We start from the raw sequence: 17,334 nt of genomic DNA on the forward strand, positions 1-17,334 counted from the left end.
TGCGATCAGAAACTAGCAGTGCTAATTTAAAGGTACGGCTTTCAAGATCTGTCTGTGTGGGGTGATCTCGTGGTGAACCTGGGGCTCAGCGAGGAGCAGGAGGCCGTACGGCGGCTCGCCCGGAACTTCGTGGAGCGGGAGATCACCCCGAACGTCGTCGTCTGGGACCGTGCCGAGGAGGTCGACCGGGCCATCGTGAAGAAACTCGGCGAGGTCGGCTTCCTGGGGCTGACCGTCGACGAGGAGTACGGCGGTTCCGGCGGCGACCACCTCGCGTACTGCCTGGTCACGGAGGAGCTCGGGCGCGGCGACTCGTCCGTGCGCGGCATCGTGTCCGTCTCGCTCGGGCTGGTCGCCAAGGCGATCGCCGGCTGGGGGAGCGAGGAGCAGAAACGACGGTGGCTGCCTGGGCTGACCTCCGGTGAGTACGTCGGCTGCTTCGGCCTCACCGAGCCGGGCACCGGCTCCGACGCCGGCAACCTCACCACGCGCGCCGTGCGCGACGGCGACGACTACGTCGTCAACGGCACCAAGATGTTCATCACCAACGGCACCTGGGCCGACGTCGTCCTGCTCTTCGCCCGCTCCACCGACGCTCCCGGTCACAAGGGTGTCTCCGCCTTCCTCGTGCCGACCGACACCCCCGGCCTGACCCGTCGCACGATCCACGGCAAGCTCGGTCTGCGCGGCCAGGCGACGGCCGAACTGGTTCTTGAGGACGTGCGGGTACCCGCCTCCGCGATGCTGGGGGAGGAGGGCAAGGGGTTCTCCGTCGCCATGTCGGCCCTCGCCAAGGGCCGGATGTCGGTCGCGGCGGGCTGCGTCGGCATAGCCCAGGCCGCGCTGGACGCGGCCGTGAAGTACGCGGGTGAGCGGGAGCAGTTCGGCAGGCCGATCGCCCACCACCAGCTGGTGCAGGAGCTGATCAGCGACATCGCCGTGGACGTGGACGCGGCCCGGCTGCTGACCTGGCGGGTCGCCGATCTGATCGACCGGGGGCAGCCCTTCGCGGTCGAGTCCTCCAAGGCCAAGCTGTTCGCCTCCGAGGCCGCCGTGCGCGCCGCCAACAACGCCCTGCAGGTCTTCGGCGGATACGGCTACATCGACGAGTACCCGGCGGGCAAGCTACTGCGCGACGCCCGGGTGATGACCCTCTACGAGGGCACCAGCCAGATCCAGAAACTGCTCATCGGCCGTGCGTTGACAGGGGTTTCGGCGTTCTGAGTACGCCTCTGAGTATGTGTGCGGATGCCTCCGCGTCCCGCACGCCCGCACCCTTGTCCCCATGAGTGAGACCTCGGGCAAGCAGCAGAACACCGCCGCCTTCTACGGCCAGGCGGTCGCCTCCTTCGCCGTCGCCATGGCCGCCACGGCCATCGGCATCTTCAAACTGAACGCCGACGCCTGGGTGCGGGCCTTCCTCGGCATCGCCGTCCTCTACCTCGTCACCTCCGCCTTCACCCTCGCCAAGGTCATCCGGGACCGGCAGGAGGCGGCGGAGCGGTCGTACCACCCCTTCGAGAAGCTCTGACTCCCACGGAAGCCGTGACGACCACCGAAGCTGTGAACGCGCGGACTAAGCGCTCGCTCACCTTGGGCGGTATGGTGGGGTGTCTGTCTGCGAGAGGGGCGAGCGAGCGATGAGTACGGCGGAGGAGACGGCCGGCGGCGAGGTGGCGCCATGGGGCGAGGTCACGCCCGACGCGGCCCGGCGGCTGCTGATGGCCGCGGTGGAGGCCTTCGCCGAGCGTGGCTACCACGCCACGACGACCCGTGACATCGCGGGCCGGGCCGGCATGAGCCCGGCCGCGCTCTACATCCACTACAAGACCAAGGAAGAGCTGCTCCACCGCATCAGCCGCATCGGCCACGAGAAGGCGGTCGACATCCTGCGTACGGCGGCCCGCGGCGAGGGCACTCCGGCCGAGCGGCTCGCGGACGCCGTCAGTTCCTTCGTGCGCTGGCACGCCGGCGGGCGGACGACCGCCCGGGTGGTGCAGTACGAGCTGGACTCCCTCGGCCCGGACGCCCGCGCCGAGATCCTCGCGCTGCGCCGCCAGTGCGACGCCGAGGTGCGCGGGATCATCGAGGACGGCATCGCCGTCGGCGACTTCGACGTGCTGGACGTCAAGGGCACCACCCTCGCCGTCCTCTCGCTCTGCATCGACGTCGCCCGCTGGTTCAACGTCCACGGCCCCTGGACTCCGGACGAGGTCGGCGCGCTCTATGCCGACCTCGTGCTGCGGATGGTGGGGGTCAAGTAGCCGCCTGAGCGCCGTCGGCGGCGTCAGAGGTAGAAGCGGGCCACCGACTCGGCCACGCAGACCGGCTTGTCGCCGCCCTCGCGCTCCACCGAGTACGCGACGCTCACCTGCACACCGCCGGCCACGTCCTCGACGCCGCTGATCCTCGCGGTCGCGCGCAGCCGTGAGCCGACCGGGACCGGGGCGGGGAAACGGACCTTGTTGGTGCCGTAGTTGACGCCCATCTTCACGCCCTCGACCTGGATCAGCTGCGGACCGAACAGCGGCAGCAGCGACAGGGTCAGGTACCCGTGCGCGATGGTCGTGCCGAAGGGCCCCGAGGCGGCCTTCTCCGGATCCACGTGGATCCACTGGTGGTCGCCCGTCGCCTCCGCGAACAGGTCGATCCGCTTCTGGTCGATCTCCAGCCAGTCGGTGTACCCCAGCTGCTCGCCCACCGCCGCCTTCAGTTCCTCGGCGGAGGAGAAGATCCTCGGCTCTGCCATGTCCCGGCCTCCCATTCGTCGCAATGTCTAAGCAACTGCTTAGCATGGTCGGCCGGGATTCCGATGTCAACGGACGACGGCCGGCGCCGGGTGGGTAGGGTTCGAGGGGTGCCCCAGATCCCCGAGAAGATCCACGAGCTCACGGTCGGCCAGCTCGCCGCGCGGAGCGGCGCCGCCGTCTCGGCCCTGCACTTCTACGAGTCCAAGGGCCTGATCAGCAGCCGCCGCACCGCGGGCAACCAGCGCCGCTACTCCCGTGACGCCCTGCGCCGGGTCGCCTTCGTCCGCGCCGCGCAGCGCGTCGGCATCCCCCTCGCCACGATCCGCGAGGCCCTCTCCGAGCTCCCCGAGGAGCGCACCCCCACCCGCGAGGACTGGGCCCGCCTCTCGGAGAACTGGCGCTCGGAACTGGACGAGCGCATCAAGCAGCTCAACCGCCTCCGCGACCACCTGACGGACTGCATCGGCTGCGGCTGCCTGTCGCTGGACTCGTGCGTCCTGTCCAACCCGGACGACGCCTTCGGCGAGCGGCGGAGCGGGTCGCGGCTGCTGGTGGAGCGGCGACGCGGCGGGCCGGCCGGGACCGGGTGACGACGAGGGACTACTCGTACTCGGTCCCGCCCTTGCGGGTCAGGTAGGCGGGGCTCACCGCCTTCGCGATCGCCCGGCCGCCCGTCACCGGGCTGTACCGCTCCACCGCGCTGCGGATCACGACCCCCTCCCGCAGGTGCAGGCCGCGCCCGGACACGGTCTCCCGCCCGCTCGCGATCCGAAGGACCCGCTCGACGTCGTACGGCCCCTCGTACAGCCGGGGCACCAACGGCAGCTCCCCGTCGAGCAGTTCGGCCGCGTCCAGCCACCGCACGGCGCCGTCGCTCTCCGCGGACACGTCGAACACGGCGTACCCGAGGCTCTCCCGCCGGCCGTCCGCGCCGTACGTCAGGTCCTGCACCCCGGCCCCGTACACCTCGCCGAAGATCCCGACCCGGCGCGCTCCCAGCCGCTCGGCGAGGCGTTTCGCGACCTCGGCCACACCGTGTGCGTGCACCGCGCGCCAGTAGAGGTTGCGCGGATCCTCCTTGAGGGCCAGGGACTTGGCGCCGAAGCCCTTGGACGAGACGTACACCCGTCCCTCGTCCGCCGCGTAGGTCAGCAGGCACGCCGAGCCGTGCAGCTTCTCGGTCAGGACCACAGCCTCGCCCGGTGCGAAGACCTGCGGAAACCGCTGGATGTTCTCGATGTCGACCCAGGGCAGCAGTTCGGGCGCGGACTCCACATCGCCGCTCATCGTGGGCGGGATCGGCGGCACCCATTTGGTGATGCCGAGCAGCTCGGCGAAGTCGGTGCCCTCCGCCGCGGCTCGCGCCAGGTCGACGTCCGCCAGCGCCCTCGGGCGGCACACGATCCCCTGCGACAGCTCGCCGCGCAGCCGCACCGCCTTCACCCGGTCCGCCTTGGTGCCCGCCAGACGCCCGGTGAGTCCCAGCTCCTCGATCAGCCCGGCCGGCAGCACGGCCTGCTCGGGGATGTAGACGGCGGCGTCGCCGGTGCGGTAGGCGCCCTTGGCGACGACCGCGCGATACAGGCCCACCTGGGCCAGTTCGAGCGCGTCGGCGTCGGGATGTTCGTGGACGGTCAGCACTTCGGCGGTGACGCGGAGCGTCGACATGGGACACCTCGGTTCGGGAGGGAGTTCAGTTCGGTCTCATCGCCTCCCACTGTCCGGGCGCGAAAACGGTGGAGCGAGCGGATTTACGGCTGCTACCGTCGCGCGTCGCGGTACTGCCTCAGTCCCTCGGCCACCAACTCGGCGTTGGACAAGGCGGGTTCGCCGTCCGGCAAGGCGAGTGTGTCCTCCAGGCCGATCCGGGTGGCGAGCCCCAGCCGCCCCGCCAGCCGCAGCACCGGCCACGCGCCCCCGTCCTCGCCGTGCAGGAGAACCGGACGTCCTCGCGCGGGGCCGAGGTCGGCCAGCAGCGCACGCGCGCTGTCCTCGGCCGTCCCGGCAGACGTGTCCGTCACCTCCGCCAGCACCCGCAACACCCGTCCCGCCGACGGCGACACCGCGAACCGCGCCGCGCCGTCCGTCCCGGACCAGATGCCGGCCTCGACCCCCACACCGAGGTCGATCAGGGCGGCGGCGATCTCCTCGGCGCCCTCCTCGTGCCAGTTGACCGAGGCGTGATCGGGCAGCAAGGGCAGTTCCGCCCAGCTCCGCACCCGCGCGAGCCGGGCCGCCGGATCCGGCTCGGCCCAGGCACCCGTGGTCACCCCGACCGGTACCCGCACCCGCGCCCGGATCGCCTCCAGCGCCGGTGCGATCACCCGCGGCGACAACGCGTCGCGCCCGCAGGGCGTTTTGGGGTGGACATGCACATCCGTGGCACCGGCCGCGACGGCCCGGGCCGCGGACTCGGCCAGCGCGCCAGGGGTCAGCGGCACCCTCGCGCCGTCGGCAGACCCCCGCGTCCCGTTGAGACACACCTGCACCATGCCCCAAGCCTGCCGGACGCCACTGACAACGGACCGCCGGCCGCGCTCGTGGCGGACAGAACAGGGGGTGCGGCATCCCCGGCGCACCCCCGCCGTGCTAGGCCGACACCAACAGCCTTCCGCGCCTTGCGTCCGCCAGGGCCTCGGGCTTGAGCACGGGCCGTGGCACCAGAATTCCGCAGTTGCTGCAGACCGGACCGGAGGACGGTTCATGGTCCAGGTCGTACGTCCACACCAGCCGTTCCCCGCCGCACACCGGGCACTCCGCACCCGGCTCGCGCTCCAGGGCGGAGATCAGGCGGCGCAGTACCTCGGCCAGCGGCTCACGGGGGTGGACCCGCGGGTCGTCGCACCACGCCACACCGAAACCGCCCCAGGTCAGCCGGTGCCAGTCGTCCACGCTGCCCGGTCGGCGCAGCCCGTCGTGCTTCTCCTTCTTGCGTCGCTCGGCGAACTCGACCTCGTAGGCCAGCCAGACCGAGCGCGCCTCTTCCAACTCCTCCAGTGCGGCCACGAGCCGCGCCGGGTCGGGAGAGCGGTCCTCGGGACCGAACCCTGCCCGGGAGCACAAGTGGTCCCAGGTCGCCCTGTGCCCGTAAGGAGCGAACCGCTCAAGGCACTTGCGCAGTGAGTAGCGCCGCAGTGCCAGATCGCACCGCGGATCGCGGACCTGTCTCGCCAGACTCCGGAAACCGGCCATCGTCCTGCACCTCCGTCACACCTGCACCTGTACTTCGGTCACTTCGGCGTCGTCGTAAGGACGTCGCCGAATAGACGTATCGACAAGCGATTCGGCTCCATCCGTTTTCCGATGACCTCCATAAGCCGACCACCGTCTTCCAAAACTTGACGCATGTTCATCTTCAATCTCGGGGATACCGGCGGTAACGTCCCGGCACACCCCTCGTCGGCAGGAGCCGCCATGCCTCGGCGCACCGTGCGCACCACCCTCGACAGACTGAGAACTCCCGGCAGAGCCACCGGGTTCCTGAAGTCCGCATCCATATGCGTCCTGATTGCCGGCCTTTTGTCCCCGCTCACTCAAGCGACCGCCACGGCCGCCACCGCCTCGAACGACTACTGCGGCGGCCAGTGCTCCGACATCCTGCCGCCCGGTGAGAACGGCAACGCGACCCTCGCGCAGATCCTCCTCAACCAGGCCTTCGGCACCCAGCCCAGCCACGCCGAGGACCAGCTCGGCCCCTACGCCAACCTCGCCACGGGCTACTCCGGGCTCACCGACGCGAAGATCAACACCTTCTTCAACGACGCCTCGTTCGGTGTGCCTTCGGATCAAGTCGCCTCCACGGAGAGCCCCGCCGGCCGCAGCGACGTGACGATCGTCCGCGACAAGAAGACCGGCGTACCGCACATCACCGGTACCACTCGATACGGCACCGAGTTCGGAGCCGGGTACGCGGCGGCCGAGGACCGGCTGTGGCTCATGGACGTCTTCCGGCACGTGGGCCGCGGCCAGCTGACCACCTTCGCGGGCGGCGCGCCCTCGAACCAGGGCCTGGAGCAGGAGTTCTACCGCAACGCCCCCTACTCCGAGGCCGATCTGCAGGCCCAGATCGACAACGCCGTGGCCCACAACGGCGCCCGCGGCCAGCAGGCCCTCGCCGACGCCAACGCCTACCTCGCGGGGATCAACTCCTACATCGACGCCTCCGACTCGGGCCGCTACTTCCCCGGCGAGTACGTCCTCACCGGGCACAAGGACTCGATCACCAACGCCGGCACCATCGACCACTTCAAGATCACCGACCTGGTGGCGCTCGGCGCGGTGATCGGCTCCCTGTTCGGCGCCGGCGGCGGCGGCGAGGTCAACAACGCGATCTCACTGATCGCCGCCCAGTCCAAGTACGGCGTGGAGCAGGGCACCAAGGTCTGGGAGTCCTTCCGCGAACGCAACGACCCCGAGGCCGTCCTCACCGTCCACAACGGCGAGAGCTTCCCCTACGCCACCAAGCCCGCCGACGCCCAGGGCGAGGCCCTGCCCGACACCGGCTCCGTGACCACCGAGCCGCTCGTCTACGACGCCACCGGCACCGGCGCGAGCCAGAGCGCCACCGCCGCCAGCCAGACGGCGACCACGACCGCGCTCAGCTCCGCCAGGCGCGGCATGTCCAACGCCCTCGTCGTCAGCGGCAAGTACACCGCAAGCGGCCACCCCATCGCGGTCTTCGGCCCGCAGACCGGGTACTTCGCCCCCCAGCTGCTCATGCTGCAGGAGATCCAGGGCCCGGGCATCAGCGCCCGCGGCGCCTCCTTCGCCGGCCTGAGCATGTACGTCGAACTGGGCCGCGGGCAGGACTACTCGTGGTCCGCGACCACCTCCGGCCAGGACATCATCGACACCTACGCCGTCGAACTGTGCCAGGACGACTACCACTACCTGTACCACGGCACCTGCACCGCCATGGACAAGGTCGAGCAGACCAACTCCTGGAAGCCGACCACGGCCGACGGCACCGCGGCGGGGTCGTACACCATGCGGGTGTGGAAGACGAAGTACGGGCCCGTCGAGTACCGGGCGACCGTCGGCGGCAAGAAGGTCGCCTACACCACCCTGCGCTCCTCCTACATGCACGAGGCCGACTCGATCATCGGCTTCCAGATGCTCAACGACCCCGACTACGTCAAGGGCCCCAAGGACTTCCAGAGCGCGACACAGCACATCAACTACACCTTCAACTGGTTCTACGCCGACTCCTCGCACACCGCGTACTACAACAGCGGCGACAACCCGGTGCGCGCGAGCGGCGTCGACGCCGAGTTCCCGGTGTGGGGACAGGCCGCCTACGAGTGGAAGAACTGGGACCCGTCCACCAACACCGCCGACTACACGCCCGCTTCGGCGCACCCCAACTCCGTCGACCAGGACTACTACATCTCCTGGAACAACAAGCAGGCCCTCGACTACACGACCGCGCCCTGGGGCGACGGCTCCGTGCACCGCGGCAACCTGCTGCAGGACCGGGTCAAGAAGCTGGTCGCCGCCGGCGGGGTGACCCGTACGAAGCTGGTGCAGGCGATGGCCGACGCCGCCCTCGCCGACCTGCGCGCCGAGGACGTCCTGCCCAAGCTGCTCAAGGTCGTCAACAGCAGTACGGTGACCGACTCCACGGTCGCCGACGCGGTGAGCAAGCTGCAGGCGTGGGTGTCCGCGGGCGCCAAGCGCACGGAGACCTCGGCCGGTTCGAAGAAGTACGCCAACGCCGACGCGATCCGCATCCTGGACGCCTGGTGGCCGCTGCTGGTCAAGGCCGAGTTCCAACCCGGTCTCGGCAACGACCTGTACACCGCCATCACGAACAACCTCCCGATCGACGAGTCGCCGTCGGCCGCCCACGGGCCCACCGGCTCGCACGCGGGCAGCTCCTTCCAGTACGGCTGGTGGAGCTACGTCGACAAGGACATCAGGGCGGTGCTCGGCGAGAGCGTCCAGGGCCCGCTCGCCGACAAGTACTGCGGCGGCGGCGGCCTCAGCTCCTGCCGGGACATCCTGATGAGCACCCTGAAGACGGCCGCCGGCACGTCCGCGTCGACCGTCTACCCCGGCGACAGCCTCTGCTCGGCGGGCGACCAGTGGTGCGCCGACTCGATCGTCCAGCGCACCCTGGGCGGCATCAAGCACGGCAACATCAGCTGGCAGAACCGGCCGACGTTCCAGCAGGTGGTGGAGTACACGTCGCACCGGTGACGAGGGAACGGAAACGGCGCGGGGTGGTGTGTCACATGTGACATGTGACGCGTGACATGTGATGTGTGACGTGTGACATGGCACAGAGGCGGCGGGTCAGCGGATACGGCCCGCCGCCAGCACCACCCGCGCCAGTTCCGGATGCACGATGTCGCTGTGCGCCCCGCACGGCGGGCCTCCGCGCCTGACCACCGCGGAGGCGTCGACGTTCACGCACCCGGAGGCGGCCAGCGGCCCGCGCAACGCCTCGGCCAGGTCCAGCCGTCGGGTGCCCGGCACCGCCTGCACTCCGTCATGGCCCATGGCCCCCCACTCGCCTCCCGCCCCCAGCAGGTCGAAGCCGGCGACCGCGTTGTCCTGGCCCGCCATCCGCGAGGCGAGCGGATACAGCGTGCCGAGCGCCTGGTCGAAGCGGGAGTAGCAGCACACCAGCGGCCCGTCGATGCGGTTCTGCTGTCCCTGCAGCACCCCGCCGGTACGCGGATCCTCCGGCAGCCGCGCCGCGAACGCGTAGTGCGAGAAGGCCCCTTGGAGCAGCGTCACCGACTTCACCGCGCGCACGCCCTCGGGCAGGCCGCGCAGAGCGAACGACACCAGGCGCCCGCCGAAGCTGTGTCCGACGAGATGGACCCGGACGTCCGGCGCCGCGGCCGCCAACCGGCCGATGACCGGGCCGAGTCCACGCTCGCCGACCGTTCCCGCGCGCCGCTTCATGGCGTAGTACGTGGCCTGCCGCAGCAGTTCCTTCGCCCCGTCCCAGGGATTCGGCAGCGAGAACGCCTCCGTGTCGCCGTCGGCCCGCAGGGACGCCAGTGCCCGGGCGAACTCGTCGCACAGCGTCGCGGTGTCCGCGGTGAACAGGGCCGGCTCGCTCTGTGGTACGCCCTCCGCGACCGTGTCCGCGGCGAAGAACGGCTGCGGCCCGCCCGGCACGACCTCCACCAGGAGCCGGACCAGCCTGCCGAACTCCTCCAGTTCGTGGTCGGGGCGCTGGTCCAGCATGCGCGCGATCTGGTCCACGACGGTGGCCCGGCCGGGGAAGGTCTCCAGCAGCGCGTGCCGGGTGTCCTTGTCGAGCGCGGGTGCCGGGTTCGCCTCCGCCTCCGTGGCCACGACCGACTTGGGGAAGTCGGGGATCGGCTCGTCGCAGAAGCGCATCGAGGGCCAGATCACGCCCACGTACCCGATTTTCGCCTGTGGCGCGAGCCCGCGGATGGGACGGCAGAACCCGGTGCACAGGGCGGTCGCGTGCGAGCGGTCGCTGTTCCAGCCGTGCGCGAAGACGATCAGGTCCCGGACGCCGTGCCCGCCGACCTGGGCGAGCAGCGCGTCCCGTTCCGTCGCGTCGACGTCCCCGTCCGCGTCGAAGGTCAGCTCCCAGTAGGGCGTCACGCTCGTTGCCGACTGTGCCATGTCGGGCCCCCTCGTCCCCCGTAGTGGTGCGATGTGGGCGCATCGTCCTGCTATCGGGCGGGAATGGCCATACGCCGCGACTCACTTGTAGAGGAGGTATTCCTTTCGAATCCGCCGGAACGCCGCGAGTTCCTCCCGCCAGCCGGCCGCTACGTCCTCGGTGCTCGCCCCGGCGTCGATCGCGGCGCGCACCTGTGTGGAGCCCGTCAGCTTGTCGATCCAGTTGTCGGAGCGCCAGGCGAAGCCGTCCCAGACCTGCTTGGCGGTCACCAGCAGGGCGATTCCGGTGCGGACGGGGTCGTACGCGGCCCGGTCGTGCACATGGATCTGCACGCCGCCGATGGTCTTGCCCTGGAACTTGGAGAAGGTGGGCGCGAAGTACGCCTCCCTGAAGTGCACGCCGGGCAGGCCGAGTTCGCTCACCTTCGCGGCCCAGCGGCCGTCGACGCCGTCCGCGCCGAGCAGTTCGAAGGGGCGGGTGGTGCCGCGGCCCTCCGAGAGGTTCGTGCCCTCGAAGAGGCAGGTGCCCGAGTACACGAGCGCCGTGTCGGGTGTCGGCATGTTGGGGCTCGGCGGCACCCATGGGAGCCCGGAGGCGTCGTAGAGGTCCGAGCGCCTCCAGCCCGTCATCAGGACGGTCTCCAGCGGTACGGGGGTGGTGAGGAACTCGCCGTTGAACAGCCGGGCCAGCTCGGCGACCGTCATGCCGTGCGCCTGGGAGATCGGCTGCCGCCCGACGAAGGTCGCGAACTCCTTGTGCAGCACGGGGCCCTGGGCGGAGCGGCCGGTCACCGGGTTGGGGCGGTCGAGCACGACGAAGCGCCTGCCGGCCAGTTGGGCCGCCTCCATGCAGTCGTAGAGGGTCCAGATGTACGTGTAGAAGCGGGCGCCGACGTCCTGGATGTCGAAGACGACGGTGTCGACGCCGGAGGCGGTGAAGACGTCGGCGAGCGGCCGGCCGCTCTTCAGGTACGTGTCGTAGACGGGGAGTCCGGTGGCGGGGTCGTCGTAGCGTCCCTCGGAGCCGCCCGCCTGCGCGGTGCCGCGGAAGCCGTGTTCGGGGCCGAAGACGGCGACGAGGTCCACGCGGGGGTCGGCGTGCATGACGTCGACGATGTGACGGACGTCTCGGGTGACGCCGGTTGGGTTGGTGACGATTCCCACGCGGCGGCCGTACAGGAGGGAGTAGCCGTCCGCCGCGAGGCGTTCGAAGCCGGTGCGGAGTCCGCGGCGGGGCTCGGAGGCGGTGGCCGGGGGTGCGGCGGTGAGGGAGGTTGCTGCCGTTGTCGCTGCGAGGAGGGCTCGTCTGGAGAGGCGCATGAGGGGCACGGTATTGCTCCCGCGGTTCGGGTGGAAGCCGCGGGCGGTGCGCGGCTCGTGGCGCGGTACCGCGCGCCCCGGGGCGTTTTCGGCACCCCTTTTCTCTTACATACCGACCGGTTAGTCTGACGGCAGCCGGAACCGCAGTCGAAGGAGATTGATGGTGGAAGCCGTTCAGGGTGCTGGTGTGGTCGTCACGGGGGCCGGGGGAGGCATCGGGGCCGCCCTCGCCCGGCGGTTCGCCGCCGAAGGGGCCCGTGTGGTCGTGAACGACCTCGACGGTGACCGGGCCCGGGCCGTCGCCGAGGAGATCGGCGGCATCGCGGTCCCCGGCGACGCCTCCGCCGTCGTCGCCCCGGCCCGGGAGGCGCTGGGCGGGACCGTCGACGTGTACTGCGCCAACGCCGGTGTCGGGTTCCAGGACGGCGCCGAGGGGCTGTCGGCCGACGAGACGTCCTGGGCCACCTCCTGGGACGTCAATGTGATGGCCCATGTGCGGGCCGCCCAGGAACTGCTTCCGGCGTGGCTGGAGCGGGGAAGCGGCCGGTTCGTGTCGACCGTCTCCGCCGCCGGGCTGCTCACCATGATCGGGGCGCCCTCGTACAGCGTGACCAAGCACGGCGCCTACGCCTTCGCCGAGTGGCTGTCGCTGACCTACCGCCACCGGGGTCTGAAGGTCCACGCGATCTGCCCGCAGGGCGTGCGCACCGACATGCTGACCGCCAGCGGCAGCGCGGGCGACCTGGTGCTGCAGTCCACCGCGATCGACCCCTCGGACGTCGCGGACGCCCTGTTCAAGGGCATCGAGGAGGACCGTTTCCTCATCCTGCCGCACCCCTTCGTCGCCGAGTTCTACCAGGCGCGGGCCACCGACCCCGAGCACTGGCTGGAGAACATGAACCGGGTCCAGCAGAAGTGGGAGGACGTACGGTGACCGGGTCCCGCTACGCGGCCAGGCCCTGGGTGGCCCTGCTGAACGACGCCCAGCGGGCGCCGGTGAAGCCCCTCGACACGCTGGTGCACGCCCTGCGACGGGCCGTCGACGAGGCACCGGACCGGGACTTCCTCGCCTACTTCGACGGACGGCTGAGCTACTCCGAGGTCGACGAGCTCAGCGACTCGGTCGCCGGGCATCTGGCCGCGCGGGGTCTGGAGCGCGGGGACCGGGTGGCGATCCTGCTGCAGAACTCGCCGCTGTTCGTGCTGGCGCTGCTCGGGGCGTGGAAGGCGGGCGCGATCGTCGTGCCGGTCAACCCGATGTACAAGTCGGGGGAGGTCGGGCACGTCCTGCGGGACGGCGAGGTGACGGCGCTGATCTGCGCCGACCGGGCCTGGGAGTCGTATCTGCGCGAGACGGCCGCCGGATCGCCGGTGCGGATCGTGCTCACCGCCTGCGAGCTGGACTTCCAGACCCGCGGCGACGCGCGCGTGCTGTCGTTCGAGCGGCTGCCGCAGAGCGCGGACGCCGCAGACCTGACGACCGTGGCCCGCGCCGGGTACGAGGCGCCCGAGGGCCGCGACCTCACGCCGTCCGACATCGCGCTGATCAGCTACACCTCCGGCACCAGCGGCACCCCCAAGGGCGCCACCAACACGCACGGCAACATCATGTACAACGCCGAGCGGCAGCGGACGGGGCTGGCACTGCCCGACGGGCCCGTGTACTACGCCCTCGCCCCGCTGTTCCACATCACCGGGATGGTGTGCCAGCTCGGGGCCTGCCTCGACAGCGTCGGCACGCTGGTGCTGACGTACCGCTTCGAGGCGGGCGTGGTGCTGGAGGCCTTCGCCGAGCACCGGCCCCACTACACGGTCGGGCCGTCCACCGCCTTCATGGCGCTGGCCGCCCGGCCGGACGCCACCCCCGACCACTTCTCCTCCTTCGTGAACATCTCCAGCGGCGGCGCGCCGGTCCCGCCGGCCCTGGTGGAGAAGTTCCGGGCCGGCTTCGGGCCCTACATCCGCAACGGCTACGGGCTGACCGAGTGCACCGCCCCCTGTGCCTCCGTCCCGCCCGGCCTGGAGGCACCCGTCGACCCGGTCTCCGGGACGCTGGCCGTGGGACTGCCGGGGCCCGAGACGGTCGTGCGCATCGTCGACGACCAGGGGCAGGAGGTACCGTTCGGCGAGCAGGGCGAGATCCTCGTACGCGGGCCGCAGGTGGTGCCCGGCTACTGGCGCCGCCCGGACGCGACCGCCGAGACCTTCCCGGACGGCGAGCTGCGCACCGGCGACATCGGTTTCATGGACGAGCAGGGCTGGCTGTACGTCGTCGACCGCAAGAAGGACATGATCAACGCCTCCGGGTTCAAGGTGTGGCCGCGCGAGGTCGAGGACGTCCTGTACACGCATCCGGCGGTGCGCGAGGCGGCCGTCGTCGGGGTGCCGGACGGCTACCGCGGGGAGACCGTCAAGGCGTACATCAGCCTGCGTCCGGGTGCCGACACGGACCCGGATGAACTCGCGGTGTACTGCAAGGAGAGACTGGCCGCCTACAAGTACCCGAGGCAGGTGGAGATCCTGCCCGACTTGCCGAAGACGGCAAGTGGGAAGATCCTCCGTCGGGAGCTTCGGTCCCGCAGGCAGGCAAGCGAATAGAACACGCCGGAACACGGCGGAACGCCCGGAAGGCAGGTGGCGGCACAGTGCCCAGGACGACGGACGGAGACGGTACGCCCGTCCCGCAGCGGCTGCTGGCCGCCGCCACCCGGCTCTTCGCCGAGCAGGGCTACGACCGCACCTCCGTGCAGGAGATCGTCGAGGCGGCCGGCGTCACCAAGGGGGCGCTGTACCACTACTTCGGCTCCAAGGACGACCTCCTGCACGAGGTGTACGCGCGCGTGCTGCGCGTGCAGCAGGAGCGTCTGGACGCCTTCGCGAACGCCGACGAGCCGATCGAGAAGCGGCTCAGGGGCGCGGCGGCGGACGTCGTCGTCACCACGATCGAGAACCTCGACGACGCGTCGATCTTCTTCCGCTCGATGCACCATCTGAGCCCGGAGAAGAACAAGCAGGTGCGCGCCGAGCGCCGGCGCTACCACGAGCGCTTCCGCGCGCTGGTGGAGGAGGGGCAGGAGGCGGGCGTCTTCTCCAAGGCCACCCCCGCCGACCTGGTGGTGGACTACCACTTCGGCTCCGTCCACCACCTGTCGACCTGGTACCGCCCCGACGGCCCGATGAGCCCGCAGGAGGTCGCCGACCACCTGGCCGACCTGCTGCTGCGGGCCCTGCGGCCCTGACGGGTCCGGACGCACGAGTGAGGGGCGGCTGCCGATCGCAGCCGCCCCTCACTCATGTCTCACAGGTACTTCTTCAGCTCCCGCTTCGCCAGCGACCGCTGGTGCACCTCGTCCGGGCCGTCCGCGAGCATCAGGGTGCGGGCAGCGGCGTACAGCTCGGCCAGCGGGAAGTCCTGGCTCACACCGCCCGCGCCGTGCAGCTGGATCGCGCGGTCGATGATGTCGACGACCGTCCGCGGCGTGGCGATCTTGATGGCCTGGATCTCGGTGTGGGCGCCCCGGTTGCCGACGGTGTCCATCATCCAGGCCGTCTTCAGCACCAGCAGGCGCAGCTGCTCCACGGCCACCCGCGCGTCCGCGATCCAGTTCTGCACCACGCCCTGCTGGGCCAGCGCCTTGCCGAAGGCCGTGCGGGACACGGCCCGGCGGCACATCAGCTCGATCGCCCGCTCCGCCATGCCGATCAGCCGCATGCAGTGGTGGATACGGCCCGGGCCGAGGCGGGCCTGGGCGATGGCGAAGCCGCCGCCCTCCTCGCCGATCAGGTTGGAGACCGGCACGCGCGCGTGGTCGAAGACCACCTCGGCGTGGCCGCCGTGGTAGTGGTCCTCGTAGCCGAAGACCTGCATGGCGCGCTTCACGGTGACGCCGGGGGTGTCGCGCGGGACCAGCACCATCGACTGCTGGCGGCGGATGTCGGGCCCGTCCGGGTCCGTCTTGCCCATGACGATGAAGATCTTGCAGTGCGGGTCCATCGCCCCGGAGATGTACCACTTGCGGCCGGTGATGACGTACTCGTCGCCGTCCCGCTCGATCAGCGTGGTGATGTTCGTGGCGTCGGAGGAGGCCACCTCGGGCTCGGTCATCGCGAACGCCGAACGGATCTCGCCGGCCAGCAGCGGCTCCAGCCACTGCTTCTTCTGCTGCTCGTCGCCGAACTGCGCCAGCACCTCCATGTTCCCGGTGTCCGGCGCGGCGCAGTTCGTCGCGGTGGGCGCCAGCTGCGGGGAGCGGCCGGTGATCTCGGCGAGCGGGGCGTACTGGAGGTTGGTCAGCCCGGCGCCGTACTCGCCGTCGGGCAGGAAGAGGTTCCACAGGCCCTGCCTGCGCGCCTCGGCCTTCAGCTCCTCGACCACGGCCGGGGTGTCCCAGGGCGAGGCCAGCGCGGCCCGCTGCTCCTCGGCCACCGGCTCGGCCGGATACACGTACTCGTCCATGAAGGCGAGCAGCTTGGCCCGCAGCTCCTCGGTGCGCGCGTCGAACGCGAAGTCCATGATCCGTCAGCCTTCCTGAAGAGTCGTCAGGCCGTGCTCGATGAAGACGGGGACGAGGTCCCCGATGCGGTCGAAGCCGCGGCCGACCGTCTGGCCCAGCGTGTAGCGGTAGTGGATGCCCTCGAGGATCACGGCGAGCTTGAACCAGGCGAACGCCGTGTACCAGGAGACGGCAGAGACGTCCCGGCCGGAACGGGCCGCGTAACGCTCGATCAGTTCGGCCGGGGCCGGGTGGCCGAGGGCCTCGGCGGTCGTGGAGACGGGGGAGTCCGACATGCCCAGCGGCATGCTGTACATCACCAGCAGACCCAGGTCGGTGAGCGGGTCGCCGAGCGTCGACATCTCCCAGTCGAGGATCGCCCTGATCCTGTCGTCCCCGTCGATCAGCACGTTGTCCAGGCGGTAGTCGCCGTGGACGACGGTCGGTGCGGGCGAGGCCGGCAGCCGGCGGCCGAGTTCGGCGTGCAGCTCGTCGATGCCGGCCAGGTCGCGGTTGCGGGAGGCGTCCAGCTGCTTGCCCCAGCGGCGCAGCTGGCGGTCGAGGAAGCCCTCGGGACGGCCGAAGTCCGCGAGGCCCACCTCGGCCGGGTCGACTGCGTGCAGTTCGACGAGGGTGTCGACCAGGGACAGCACCGCGTCCCGGGTGCGCTCCGGGCCGAGCGGGGCGAGCTGGTCGGCGGTGCGGTACGGGGTGCCGTCGACGAACTCCATGACGTAGAACGGGGCCCCGAGCACCTCCTCGTCCTCGCACAGCAGCACCGGCCGGGGGACCGGTACGTTCGTCGGGTGCAGCGCGCTGATCACGCGGTGCTCGCGCCTCATGTCGTGCGCGGTGGCCAGTACATGGCCGAGCGGGGGACGCCGTACCACCCACTTCGAGGTGCCGTCCGAGACCGAGTAGGTGAGGTTCGACCGTCCGCCCTCGATCAGCCGGCCGGTCAGGGCGCCGTTCACCAGGCCGGGCCGCTCGCGGTCGAGCAGGCCGCGCAGCCGGTCGAGATCGAGACCTGGCGGGTGATCGGGGCTCATCGGTGCTCCTCTGCGATGCGCGTGCACATGACCCGACCTATCATGCCGACTGGTCGGTATGTCGTCCAGTGGTGAACGCCGAAGTGATCGGGGCCACCATACGGCCGACAG

At 70.7% G+C, this 17,334-nt stretch carries 16 protein-coding genes; 8 read left to right on the plus strand and 8 right to left on the minus strand.

All coding sequences use genetic code 11. From position 1 onward, the window contains the following. The first annotated feature begins 72 nt into the window (after positions 1 to 72). The 3 genes from ACQF4J_RS35740 to ACQF4J_RS35750 all read left to right on the plus strand — a co-directional run bounded on the left by ACQF4J_RS35740 (position 73) and on the right by ACQF4J_RS35750 (position 2,264). Positions 73 to 1,224: an acyl-CoA dehydrogenase family protein gene (locus ACQF4J_RS35740; RefSeq protein ID WP_351577327.1), complete on the plus strand. Its 1,152-nt coding sequence runs from the start codon at positions 73 to 75 to the stop codon at positions 1,222 to 1,224. A gap of 61 nt (positions 1,225 to 1,285) precedes the next feature. Continuing rightward, the gene (locus ACQF4J_RS35745) at positions 1,286 to 1,531 is read left to right on the plus strand and encodes a YiaA/YiaB family inner membrane protein (RefSeq protein WP_142150918.1); all 246 of its coding nucleotides are present in this window, start codon (positions 1,286 to 1,288) and stop codon (positions 1,529 to 1,531) included. 109 nt (positions 1,532 to 1,640) lie between these two features. After that, positions 1,641 to 2,264 carry a TetR/AcrR family transcriptional regulator gene (locus ACQF4J_RS35750; RefSeq protein WP_142150916.1) on the plus strand — a complete coding sequence of 208 codons (624 nt, stop codon included), beginning with the start codon at positions 1,641 to 1,643 and terminating at the stop codon, positions 2,262 to 2,264. Between the two features lie 23 nt (positions 2,265 to 2,287). On the opposite strand, the gene ACQF4J_RS35755 is transcribed toward ACQF4J_RS35750, so the two are convergent. Continuing rightward, positions 2,288 to 2,749 carry a MaoC family dehydratase gene (locus ACQF4J_RS35755; protein WP_351577257.1) on the minus strand — a complete coding sequence of 154 codons (462 nt, stop codon included), beginning with the start codon at positions 2,747 to 2,749 and terminating at the stop codon, positions 2,288 to 2,290. A 108-nt stretch (positions 2,750 to 2,857) separates the two neighbouring features. On the opposite strand from ACQF4J_RS35755, the gene soxR reads away from it, so the two are divergent. Further along, a complete protein-coding gene (gene soxR, locus ACQF4J_RS35760; RefSeq protein ID WP_351803485.1) occupies positions 2,858 to 3,340 on the plus strand; it encodes a redox-sensitive transcriptional activator SoxR in 483 nt (160 codons plus the stop codon). A gap of 10 nt (positions 3,341 to 3,350) precedes the next feature. Here the strand turns inward: soxR and ACQF4J_RS35765 are convergent, their stop codons facing one another. The 3 genes from ACQF4J_RS35765 to ACQF4J_RS35775 all read right to left on the minus strand — a co-directional run bounded on the left by ACQF4J_RS35765 (position 3,351) and on the right by ACQF4J_RS35775 (position 5,942). Next, a complete protein-coding gene (locus ACQF4J_RS35765; protein ID WP_351577251.1) occupies positions 3,351 to 4,418 on the minus strand; it encodes an RNA ligase (ATP) in 1,068 nt (355 codons plus the stop codon). A 92-nt stretch (positions 4,419 to 4,510) separates the two neighbouring features. Continuing rightward, positions 4,511 to 5,242, minus strand: coding sequence for a 3-keto-5-aminohexanoate cleavage protein (locus ACQF4J_RS35770; protein WP_351577242.1), 732 nt, complete (start codon positions 5,240 to 5,242; stop codon positions 4,511 to 4,513). A gap of 97 nt (positions 5,243 to 5,339) precedes the next feature. Continuing rightward, entirely contained in the window at positions 5,340 to 5,942 is a 603-nt protein-coding gene (locus ACQF4J_RS35775; RefSeq protein WP_058926277.1) for a hypothetical protein, read from the minus strand. Positions 5,943 to 6,164: 222 nt separating this feature from the next. Here ACQF4J_RS35775 and ACQF4J_RS35780 point away from each other — a divergent pair, with 222 nt between their 5' ends. Then, a complete protein-coding gene (locus ACQF4J_RS35780; RefSeq protein ID WP_427167658.1) occupies positions 6,165 to 8,948 on the plus strand; it encodes a penicillin acylase family protein in 2,784 nt (927 codons plus the stop codon). 96 nt (positions 8,949 to 9,044) lie between these two features. Here the strand turns inward: ACQF4J_RS35780 and ACQF4J_RS35785 are convergent, their stop codons facing one another. Both ACQF4J_RS35785 and ACQF4J_RS35790 read right to left on the minus strand, forming a co-directional pair. Beyond that, positions 9,045 to 10,361, minus strand: a complete 1,317-nt coding sequence (locus tag ACQF4J_RS35785; protein ID WP_427167659.1) for a serine-threonine protein kinase — start codon at positions 10,359 to 10,361, stop codon at positions 9,045 to 9,047. A gap of 81 nt (positions 10,362 to 10,442) precedes the next feature. Next, the gene (locus ACQF4J_RS35790; protein ID WP_351577233.1) at positions 10,443 to 11,681 is read right to left on the minus strand and encodes an exo-beta-N-acetylmuramidase NamZ family protein; all 1,239 of its coding nucleotides are present in this window, start codon (positions 11,679 to 11,681) and stop codon (positions 10,443 to 10,445) included. A gap of 160 nt (positions 11,682 to 11,841) precedes the next feature. Here ACQF4J_RS35790 and ACQF4J_RS35795 point away from each other — a divergent pair, with 160 nt between their 5' ends. The 3 genes from ACQF4J_RS35795 to ACQF4J_RS35805 are packed head-to-tail and all read left to right on the plus strand — an operon-like array spanning position 11,842 to position 14,920. Continuing rightward, positions 11,842 to 12,615, plus strand: coding sequence for an SDR family oxidoreductase (locus ACQF4J_RS35795; protein WP_351577230.1), 774 nt, complete (start codon positions 11,842 to 11,844; stop codon positions 12,613 to 12,615). Beyond that, the gene (locus ACQF4J_RS35800) at positions 12,612 to 14,279 is read left to right on the plus strand and encodes a class I adenylate-forming enzyme family protein (protein ID WP_351577227.1); all 1,668 of its coding nucleotides are present in this window, start codon (positions 12,612 to 12,614) and stop codon (positions 14,277 to 14,279) included. The genes ACQF4J_RS35795 and ACQF4J_RS35800 overlap by 4 nt, the downstream gene beginning before the upstream one ends. Before the next feature lie 47 nt (positions 14,280 to 14,326). After that, positions 14,327 to 14,920, plus strand: coding sequence for a TetR/AcrR family transcriptional regulator (locus tag ACQF4J_RS35805; RefSeq protein WP_351577224.1), 594 nt, complete (start codon positions 14,327 to 14,329; stop codon positions 14,918 to 14,920). A 59-nt stretch (positions 14,921 to 14,979) separates the two neighbouring features. Here the strand turns inward: ACQF4J_RS35805 and ACQF4J_RS35810 are convergent, their stop codons facing one another. Together ACQF4J_RS35810 and ACQF4J_RS35815 are read right to left on the minus strand one after the other, a co-directional pair. Continuing rightward, positions 14,980 to 16,194, minus strand: coding sequence for an acyl-CoA dehydrogenase family protein (locus ACQF4J_RS35810; RefSeq protein ID WP_351577221.1), 1,215 nt, complete (start codon positions 16,192 to 16,194; stop codon positions 14,980 to 14,982). A gap of 6 nt (positions 16,195 to 16,200) precedes the next feature. Further along, positions 16,201 to 17,223, minus strand: coding sequence for a phosphotransferase family protein (locus ACQF4J_RS35815; RefSeq protein ID WP_351577218.1), 1,023 nt, complete (start codon positions 17,221 to 17,223; stop codon positions 16,201 to 16,203). Positions 17,224 to 17,334: the final 111 nt, after the last annotated feature.

It is taken from the genome of Streptomyces sp. C1-1, assembly GCF_050214755.1.
GTDB lineage: Bacteria > Actinomycetota > Actinomycetes > Streptomycetales > Streptomycetaceae > Streptomyces.